Origin of the sequence: Micromonospora sp. WMMD712, assembly GCF_029581295.1 — a bacterium.
In the GTDB taxonomy this organism is placed as follows: domain Bacteria; phylum Actinomycetota; class Actinomycetes; order Mycobacteriales; family Micromonosporaceae; genus Micromonospora; species Micromonospora carbonacea.
In genome coordinates this window covers 7,055,195-7,064,363 of record NZ_CP120743.1, presented here as the reverse complement: position 1 = coordinate 7,064,363, position 9,169 = coordinate 7,055,195, and the positions used below count along the sequence as shown (strand labels likewise).

General features: G+C 74.6%; 4 protein-coding genes. 1 reads left to right on the top strand and 3 read right to left on the bottom strand.

Translation table 11 applies throughout. The features are described from left to right. Positions 1-42: 42 nt before the first annotated feature. Positions 43-5,562 carry a type I polyketide synthase gene (locus tag O7633_RS30535; protein ID WP_282324863.1) on the bottom strand — a complete coding sequence of 1,840 codons (5,520 nt, stop codon included), beginning with the start codon at positions 5,560-5,562 and terminating at the stop codon, positions 43-45. Positions 5,563-5,847: 285 nt separating this feature from the next. On the opposite strand from O7633_RS30535, the gene O7633_RS30530 reads away from it, so the two are divergent. Further along, a complete protein-coding gene (locus tag O7633_RS30530) occupies positions 5,848-6,606 on the top strand; it encodes an alpha/beta fold hydrolase (RefSeq protein ID WP_282324862.1) in 759 nt (252 codons plus the stop codon). 55 nt (positions 6,607-6,661) lie between these two features. On the opposite strand, the gene O7633_RS30525 is transcribed toward O7633_RS30530, so the two are convergent. After that, positions 6,662-7,549 carry a class I SAM-dependent methyltransferase gene (locus tag O7633_RS30525; protein ID WP_278133561.1) on the bottom strand — a complete coding sequence of 296 codons (888 nt, stop codon included), beginning with the start codon at positions 7,547-7,549 and terminating at the stop codon, positions 6,662-6,664. A 23-nt stretch (positions 7,550-7,572) separates the two neighbouring features. Beyond that, the gene (locus O7633_RS30520; protein ID WP_282324861.1) at positions 7,573-9,162 is read right to left on the bottom strand and encodes a bifunctional 3-(3-hydroxy-phenyl)propionate/3-hydroxycinnamic acid hydroxylase; all 1,590 of its coding nucleotides are present in this window, start codon (positions 9,160-9,162) and stop codon (positions 7,573-7,575) included. Positions 9,163-9,169: the final 7 nt, after the last annotated feature.

Here is a 9,169-nt window from a genome sequence, read left to right as displayed (position 1 = left end):
GATTCACCTGTCGCGTTGGTCGGCAAGCGGGCGGTACGCCGGTCAGGAACGACCGAACGTGCTGTCGATGAAGTCGAAGAGTTCGTCGTCGCTGGCGTCGTCGATCACCTGGGCGACGCCGGCGGTGTCACCGGTGTCGCCGCCCCAGCGGGTGAGCAGCGCCCGGAGCCGGGTGGTGACGGCGGCGCGGGTCTCCTCGTCGGCGGTGAGTTCGGCGAGGTCGTCGGCCGGGGTCGCGGCGAACGCCGCCTCCAGCCGGTCCAGTTCGTCGAGGATGGTGGGCGCGGACCGGCCGGGGCCGAGCTGTGCCACCAGGTGCCCGGTGAGCGCCTCCGGGGTGGGGTGGTCGAAGACGAGGGTCGCCGGCAGCGTCAGCCCGGTGCGGGCGGTGAGCCGGTTGCGCAGGTCCACGGCGGTCAGCGAGTCGAAGCCCAGTTCGGTGAAGGACTGGCCGGGGCCGACGGCGGCGGCCGTGGCGTACCCGAGGACCTCGGCGACCTGGCCGGTGACGAGTTCCTCCACGAGCCGCCGGCGGTCGGCGTCGGGGCCGGCGGCGATCCGGTCGCGGAAGCCGCCCGCCGGGGCGGCGGTCCCGGCGGCGCTGCGCCGCGCGCCGACGCCGGCCAGGCCACGCAGCGGCGCGGGCAGGTGGTCGACGGTGGTGAGGGCACGCAGCGCGGCGACGTCGAGGCGGACGGGCAGCAGCAGCGGCTGCCGGCTGCTGCGGCTGGCGTCGAAGAGGGCGAACGCCTGGTCGGTGCCGAGGGGGGCGATGCCCTGGCGGGCCAGCCGTTCCCGGCGGGCGGCCCCCAGGTCTCGGGTCATGCCGCTGCCGGCCTCCCACAGCCCCCAGGCCAGGGAGGTGGCGGCGAGGCCGGCGGCGCGCCGGTGCTGGGCGAGTCCGTCGAGGAACGCGTTGGCCGCCGCGTAGTTGCCCTGCCCGGGGCCGCCGAGGGGGCCGGCGATGGAGGAGAACAGCACGAACATCGGCAGGTCCAGGTGCCGGGTGAGGTCGTGCAGGTGCCAGGCGGCGTCGGCCTTGGGGCGCAGCGCGGCGGTGATCCGTTCGGGGGTGAGCGCGGTGACGGTCGCGTCGTCGAGGATCCCGGCGGCGTGCACGACGCCGGTGAGGGGATGTTCGGCGGCGACGGTGGCGAGCAGCGCGGCGACCTGGTCGCGGTCGGCGACGTCGCAGGCGACGAAGCGGGCGTGCGCGCCGAGGCGGGTGAGGTCGGCGAGGAGGTCGGCGGCCCCGGGGGCGTCGCCGCCGCGCCGGCCGGCGAGGAGCAGGTGCCGGACCTTGTGGGCGGTGACGAGGTGGCGGGCGAGGAGTCCGCCGAGGGTGCCGGTGGCGCCGGTGACGAGCACGGTGCCGTCGGGGAGGAGGTCGACGGCCCCCGTGGGGTCGGGTTCGGCGGGGGTGAGCCGGGGCGCGAGGAGCCGGCCGGCGCGGAGGGCGAGCTGGGGTTCGTCGCTGGCCAGGGCGCGGCCGAGCAGGTCGACCTCGCCGTCGGGGCGGCCGGTGTCGGGGTCGAGGTCGACCAGCACGAACCGGCCGGGGTGTTCCAGTTGCGCGGAGCGCACCAGGCCCCAGACGGCTGCGCCGGGCAGGTCGGTCACGTCGCCGGTGGCGTCGGCGGGGACCGCGCCGCGGGTGAGCACGACGAGCCGGCGGTCGGCGTGCCGGTCGTCGGCCAGCCAACCCTGGACTGCGGCGAGGGTGGCGGCGAGCCGGGCACGGGTGGCGTCGAGGGGGTCGCCGGGCGGGGTGTCGGCGGCGGGCAGCAGCACGAACCGGGGGTCGGGCCGGCCGGCGTCGACGGCGTCGGCGAGCGCGGGGAGCCCGCCGGGGGCCAGCGCGGGGGCGTCGAGCGCGACGATGCCGCCCGCCGGGCGGGGCGGCAGGGGCAGCGCGGTCCAGCGCAGGTCGAACAGGGGCAGGTCGGCGGGGCCGGTCGCGTCGAGCTGGTCGGCGGCGACGGGCCGGGAGACGAGCGAGCCGATCCGGGCGACGGGCGCGCCGGTGGCGTCGGCGAGGGCGAGGGCGACGGCCGAGCCGGCGCGGGTGACGCGTACCCGCAGGTGGGTCGCGCCGACGGCGGCGAGCGCGACGCCCGACCAGGCGAACGGGAGTCGGGCCCCGGCGGTCTCGTCGGCGGTGTCGGCGTCGGTGAGGCCGACGACGTGCAGCGCCGCGTCCAGCAGCGCGGGGTGCAGACCGAACCCGTCGGCGGTGACGCCGTCGGGCAGCGCGACCTCCGCGAACACGGCATCGGGGGTACGCCATGCGGCGCGCAGCCCCCGGAAGGTCGGCCCGTGGTCGACGCCGAGGCGGTGGAGCTGGGCGTAGATCGGTTCGACGGGCACGGCGGTGGCGTCGGCGGGCGGCCATTCGGTGAGCGCCTCGGGCGCGTCGCCGCCGCCGGGGGCGAGGACGCCGTCGGCGTGCCGGGTCCAGTCGCCGCGCGGATCGTCGGCGGGCCGGGAGTGGATGGCGACCTGGCGGCGGCCGTGTTCGTCGGGGGCGGCGAGGCTGAGCTGCACCGCGCGGGCCCCCTGCTCGGGCAGGACGAGCGGGGCGGCGAGGGTCAGTTCCTCCAGGGTGTCGCAGGCGGCCTGCGCCCCGGCGTGCAGGGCCAGCTCCACGAGCGCCGTGCCCGGCACGACGACGGAGCCCCACACGACGTGGTCGGCCAGCCAGGGCTGGGTACGCACCGACAGCCGGCCGCCGTACAGGCGGGTGTCGGCGTCGGCGGTGACGAGTTCGGCCGTGAGCAGGGGGTGCCCGGCGCTGCGGACCCCGAGGCCGGAGGCGTCGGCACCGGACGGGGCGGCGTCGAGCCAGTAGCGCTGGTGGTGGAAGGCGTAGGTGGGCAGGTCCACGGTGCGGGGCCGGCCGCCGGTGTGGGTGAACCACGCCGCCCAGTCCACGGGCGTGCCGGTGACGTGCAGCTTCGCCAGGGCGGTGACCAGCGCCATCGTGTCCGGCTGGTCGCGGCGCAACGCCGCCACCAGGTGCACCGGCCGGTCGACGGGCGTGTCGGCGGCCATCGCCGTCAACGTCGCATCCGGCCCCACCTCCACGAAGCTGCTGACCCCCAACCCCAGCAGCGTGGCGATCGAATCGCCGAACCGAACCGCCTCCCGCACATGCCGCACCCAGTACCCGGGGTCGGTGATCTCCCCCGCCTCGACGACCCTGCCCGTCACGTTCGACACGACCGGCAACCTCGGCGTCTGCCAAGCCAAACCGTCGAGCACCGCGCGGAACCCGGCCAGCATCGGCTCCATCAACCGCGAATGGAACGCATGACTCACCGACAACCGCTTCACCCGCCAACCCCGCTCCGCGCACCGCTGGGCGATCACGTCCAGATCGGCGACCGGCCCCGACAACACCACCGACCGCGGACCGTTCACCGCCGCCACGTCCACACCGCCACCGGCAAGCGCCCGCACCTCAGCCTCGGCCGCGCCGACCGCCAACATCCCGCCGCCGGACGGTAGCGCCTGCATCAACGAACCCCGCGCCGCCACCAGAACGCACGCATCCTCCAACGACAACACACCCGCCACATGGGCAGCCGTCACCTCACCGATCGAATGCCCCACCAGATAGTCAGCCGTCACCCCGAACGACGCCAGCAACTCGTAGAGGGCCACCTCCACCGCGAACAAGCCCGCCTGCGTATAAGCCGTCTCATCCAACAATGCAGCCAGGTCGGAGCCCGGCTCCGCGAACACCACCTCCCGCAACGGACGATCAAGGCGACCCACGAACAGGGCACACACCCGATCGAACGCCTCCGCATACACCGGGAACCGCTCATACAACTCCCGACCCATCCCCGACCGCTGCGCACCCTGACCCGCAAACAACAACGCCCGACGACCCGAGGCCACCTCACCGGTCACCACACCCGGGGCGGTCTCGCCGGCGGCCAGCGCGTCCAGGCCGGACAGCAGAGCGTCGCGGTCGGTGCCGAGGAGCACGGCGCGGTGTTCCAGGGCGGCCCGCGAGGTGGCCAGGGACCAGCCCACGTCGACGGGCGGCAGCCCGGACTGCTCCCGGACGTGCCCGGCCAGCCGGCCCGCCTGCCCGGCGAGGGCGTCGGCCGTGCGCGCCGACACCAGCCACGGCACCACCGGCAACCCCACCGGCCCGGACCCCTCAGCGTCGACCGGCTCCGCCTGCTCCACGATCACGTGCGCGTTCGTCCCGGAGATCCCGAACGACGACACCGCCGCCCGACGCGGCCGGTCCACCACCGGCCACGGCGTCGACTCCGTCACCAACTCCACCGCACCGGAGGACCAGTCCACCTTCGACGACGGCGCATCCACGTGCAGGGTGGCGGGGACGAGGCCGTGCCGCATCGCCTGCACCATCTTGATCACACCTGCCACGCCGGCGGCGGCCTGGGGATGGCCGAGGTTCGACTTGATCGATCCCAGCAGCAGCGGCGTGGCACGGTCCTGGCCGTAGGTGGCGAGCAGCGCCTGCGCCTCGATCGGGTCGCCCAGCGTGGTGCCCGTGCCGTGCGCCTCCACCACGTCCACGTCGGCCGGCGACAACCGGGCGTTGGCCAGGGCCTGCCGGATCACCCGCTGCTGCGACGGACCATTCGGCGCGGTCAACCCGTTCGACGCGCCGTCCTGGTTCACGGCGGAGCCGCGCACCACGGCGAGGACACGGTGACCGAGCCGGCGGGCGTCGTCGAGGCGTTCCACGAGGAGGATGCCGACGCCCTCGGCGAGGGCGGTGCCGTCGGCGCCGTCGGCGAACGCCTTGCACCGGGCCGACATGGACAGGTTGCCCTGCCGGGTGAAGTCGACGAAGACCGCGGGGGTGGGCATCACGGTGACGCCGCCGGCCAGGGCCAGGTCGGATTCGCCGGAGCGCAGCGACTGCGCCGCGAGGTGCAGGGCCACCAGGGACGACGAGCACGCCGTGTCGACGGTGACGGCCGGGCCCTCGAACCCGAGGGCGTACGCCACCCGGCCGGAGCTGATGCTGCCGGCGTTGCCGAGGCCGAGGTAGTCGACGACGCCGTCGGGCACGTCGGCGGCCCCGGCGGCGTAGTCGCCGTGGGTGAGGCCGGCGAACACGCCGACGCGGCCGCCGCGCAGCCCGGTCGGGTCGATGCCGGCGGACTCGAACGCCTCCCAGGACACCTCCAGCAGCAGCCGCTGCTGCGGGTCCATGGCGAGGGCCTCACGGGGGGAGATGCCGAAGAACCGGGGGTCGAAGTCACCTGCGTCGTGGACGAAGCCGCCCTCGGCGACGCAGGAGGTGCCGGGGCGTTCCCGGGTCGGGTCGTGCAGGTCGGTGAGGTCCCAGCCCCGGTCGGCGGGGAAGGGGCCGACGGCGTCGCCGGAGGCCGCGACGAGGTCCCACAGCGCGTCGGGTGAGGTGATCCCGCCGGGGAAGCGGCACGCCATCCCGACGATGGCGATCGGCTGCCCGGCGGCGTCCTCGACGTCGCGCAGGCGTTGCCGGGTCCGCCGCAGGTCGGTGGTGACCCTCTTCAGATACTCCCGGAGCTTCTCTTCGGTGTCCATCAACCTGACCCATCGCGGTGGCCGGCGGAGACCTGACGCAGGCGACGGGACGAATGCGCGAATTCCTCAGGCCAGATCGGTTCTACGTCCTTTGCACAATGCGGCCGGCAGCCCCGGGTCCCCTCTGCCGGGGAAAGTTATGGCGTCGCGATGACCTGCGACAACCCCTAACCCGCGCGGCGGTCCGCTAGGGGTGGCCGCCCCCGGTGGATCCGATTAGCGTCCTTTTGATCGCACCGGTGCCGGCGGATCCCGGCACGACCGCTGGAAGGACCGCGTGTACGCATGACCGACTCAGACAACGGCCTGTGGGTCCGCCGGTTCCACCCGGCGCCGGCCGGGGCGCGACGGCTGGTGTGCCTGCCGCACGCCGGAGGGTCCGCGAGCTTCTACTTCCCCGTGTCGCGGGCGCTGTCGCCGGCCGTGGAGGTGCTCGCCATCCAGTATCCGGGGCGGCAGGACCGCCGCCAGGAGCCGTGCGTGGACAACCTGCCGGAGCTGGCCCGACAGGTGTTCGGGGTGCTGCGGCCGTGGCTGGACCAGCCGTTGGCGATCTTCGGGCACAGCATGGGCGCGACGCTGGGCTTCGAGGTGGCGCGACTGATCGAGGCGGAGACGGGCGCTCCGGCGGCGCACCTGTTCCCGTCCGGGCGGCGGGCCCCGTCCTGCCCCCGGCACGAGACGGTGCACCTGCTCGACGACGAGGGGCTGCTCGCCGACGTGCGCAAGCTCAGCGGCACGGACCTGGCGGTGCTCGGCGACGCGGAGCTGCTGCGGGCGGCGCTGCCGGCGATCCGCAACGACTACCGGGCGGCGGAGACGTACGAGTACACGCCGGGCCCGAAGCTGAGCTGCCCGGTGACGGTGTTCACGGGCGACGCCGACCCGAAGACGACGGTCGACGAGGCGCGGGCGTGGGAGCGGCACACCACGGGCGCGTTCGACCTTCAGGTGTTCCCGGGCGGGCACTTCTTCCTGGCGCAGCACCAGCCGGCGATCCTGCGCACGATCTCGGCGGCTCTGGCGCGTACGCCGGTGTCCTGACCGCGGTGGTTCGTGGCGCGGCCCCCGCCGGACACCGGCGGGGGCCGCGTCGGCGTCACGGCTTGTGCGCGACGGCGATGACGTAGTCGAGCAGCGCGAGTTCCTTCTTGATGAGCGTCTCGTCGCGCCAGTGGTTGGCCATGCCCTTGACGGCGCTGCGGTCGGCCTCGGCCTGGAACGCGGGGTCGGACGGGCGGCTGGCCTGGAACCGCCGCCAGCCCTCCCAGGTGCGGTCCTGGATGGACTGCACGTCGACGTTGCCGAAGCCGGCGGCGGTGAGCTGCTCGGCGTAGCCGGCGCGGTCGTGCCAGTTCTCGTCGGGGATGCTGAACTTGATGAAGCTCAGCGGTCCCGAGCTGATCGACATGCGGGCGGTGTCGTTGCTGAGCGGGATGATGTCGGCGGTGGCGAGGGTGCCGCCGGGCTTGAGCACCCGGAACGCCTCGGCGAAGAAGGCGCTGCGCGGATAGAAGTGGAACGCCGACTCCAGGGCGACGACCCGGTCGAAGGTGCCGTCGGCGAAGGGCAGCGCGAGGGCGTTGCCGAGCTGGAACTCGGCCTGCTCGGCGAGGCCCTCGCGGCGGGCCCGCTGCTGGGCGTGCTCGACGTGGCGGGGGGTGACGTTGATGCCGTGCACCTTGGCGACGCGGCGCTCGCGCAGCCAGGCGAAGTCCTGGTCGCCGTAGCCGAAGCCGACGTCGAGGACGGTGTCGTCGGGCTTGAAGCCGGCCGCGTCGGCCAGCTTCATGGCCAGCGCCTCGCCGGCCACGTCGAGGCTGGTGACGCCGTCCTCCCAGTAGCCGACGTTCATGTAGCGGGTGGTGCGGGCGGCGAACTCCACGTTCGGGGACTGGATCTCGTAGAAGCGGCGGACCCGGGTCACCGGGTCCTTCGTGGCCAGGGTGCGGATGACCCGGCCGAGGGTGCGGAGGTTCTCCAGCATGTCACTCCTTGCGCAGCAGGTGGTCAGGGTTGCGGCACCCGGGCGGAGACCTGCTGGCGCAGGTCGTCCACCAGGGCGGCCAGGCCGGTGGGGCCGGCGGCGACGCCGAAGACGTAGAAGTCGGGCCGGACCAGCACGGCGTCGGCGGCCGCGCCGGCCAGGTAGCCGAGGTGGACGCCGTCGAGGTCGACCACGTCGGTGGGGGCCGCGTCGGCGTCGGCGGGGCGGACGGTGACCCGGCGGACGCCGAGGTCGTCGAGGAACGCGGCGGCGTCGGCGTCGAGGGTGGCGGCCGGGTCGGGGGCTCCCGGGTCGGCGCGGGTGATCAGCACGAAGCCGCCGCCGACGACGTCGTCGAAGCGCCCGGTGCGCCCGCCGGCGGCCACCCGCCCCTGGGGCGCGGGGTCGCCGGCGTGGGGGGCCGGCGTGCCGTCGGGGCGGCGGTGCAGCACCCCGTCGACGATGGCCTCGCGCAGCGACCGGGCGTGCCTGGCCTGGGTGCGGCGGCGCAGCGCGGCGAGCATCACCGAGTCGCGGCCGGCGGCCTGCTTCGGGTCGGTCTCGCAGATCACCCTGCCGGAGTCGATGGACATCCGGATGGCGTGCTGCACGTGCGCCTTGCGTTCCACCTCGTACGTGTCGAGCAGGCTGGCGTCGGCGAGTCCCCGGCGCACCAGGTCCAGCTTCCAGGCCAGGTTGATGACGTCGCGGAAGCCGGAGCTCATGCCCTGGCCGAGGAACGGCGGCATGACGTGGGCGGCGTCCCCGGCGAGGAACACCCGGCCGGAGCGCCAGGTGTCGGCGTAGCAGGCCTGGGTGGTGTAGACGCCGTACCGGTCGAGCCGGGCGGTGTCGGGGGTGATGTCGAACAGGCCGAGCAGCCGCCACACGCTGGCCTCGGTCTGGAACTCCGCCAGGGTCTCCCCCGGCACCCGCATGAACTCCCAGCGCCGGTGGTCGGGGCCGGCGGAGACGGCGGTGCGGGGGCGGGCCGGGTCGCAGATCTGGAGGTTGTTGGGCTTGAACTCGACGGGCTCGTTCAGCACGACGTCGCAGACCAGCCAGTCGTAGCCGAACCCGAGGTCGGTGACGGTCGCGCCGAGCCAGCGGCGGACGAAGCTGTTCGCGCCGTCGCAGCCGAGCACCCAGTCGGCGGTGAACGCGTGGGGCGTGCCGTCGGCGTCGACGGCGGCCACCTCGACGTGGTCGCCGTGGTCGGCGAGGTCGGTCACCTCGACGCCGCGCAGCACCCGCACGCCGGGCAGGACCGCGCCGCGTGCGGCGAGGGCGGCCTCCAGGCCGGGCTGGTAGAAGGAGATCGAGTCGGGCCAGCCCGTCGGGCCGTCCTCGGCGACCTTGACGTGCAGCAGGGTGCGGCCGAAGCCGTTCTTCCAGGTGTATTCGCCGGACAGCTCGCACACCGGGTCGAGGGTGTCACCGAGGTCGCAGGCGGCGAGGATGCGGCTGGCCTCGCCGTCGTAGGACACGGCGCGGGGCATGCTGTACGGGGTGGCCCACTTCTCCACCACCTGCACGGTGAAGCCCCGCTGGGCGAGCAGGATCGCCGCCACCTGGCCCACCGGGCCGTAGCCCACGATCAGTACGTCGGTCATCGCCGTC

Excerpts from the sequence above, each read along its gene's own strand:
- O7633_RS30535 (WP_282324863.1), bottom strand. The coding sequence starts at position 5,562 with ATGGACACCGAAGAGAAGCTCCGGGAGTATCTGAAGAGGGTCACCACC.
- O7633_RS30530 (WP_282324862.1), top strand. The coding sequence starts at position 5,848 with ATGACCGACTCAGACAACGGCCTGTGGGTCCGCCGGTTCCACCCGGCG.
- O7633_RS30525 (WP_278133561.1), bottom strand. The coding sequence starts at position 7,549 with ATGCTGGAGAACCTCCGCACCCTCGGCCGGGTCATCCGCACCCTGGCC.
- O7633_RS30520 (WP_282324861.1), bottom strand. The coding sequence starts at position 9,162 with ATGACCGACGTACTGATCGTGGGCTACGGCCCGGTGGGCCAGGTGGCG.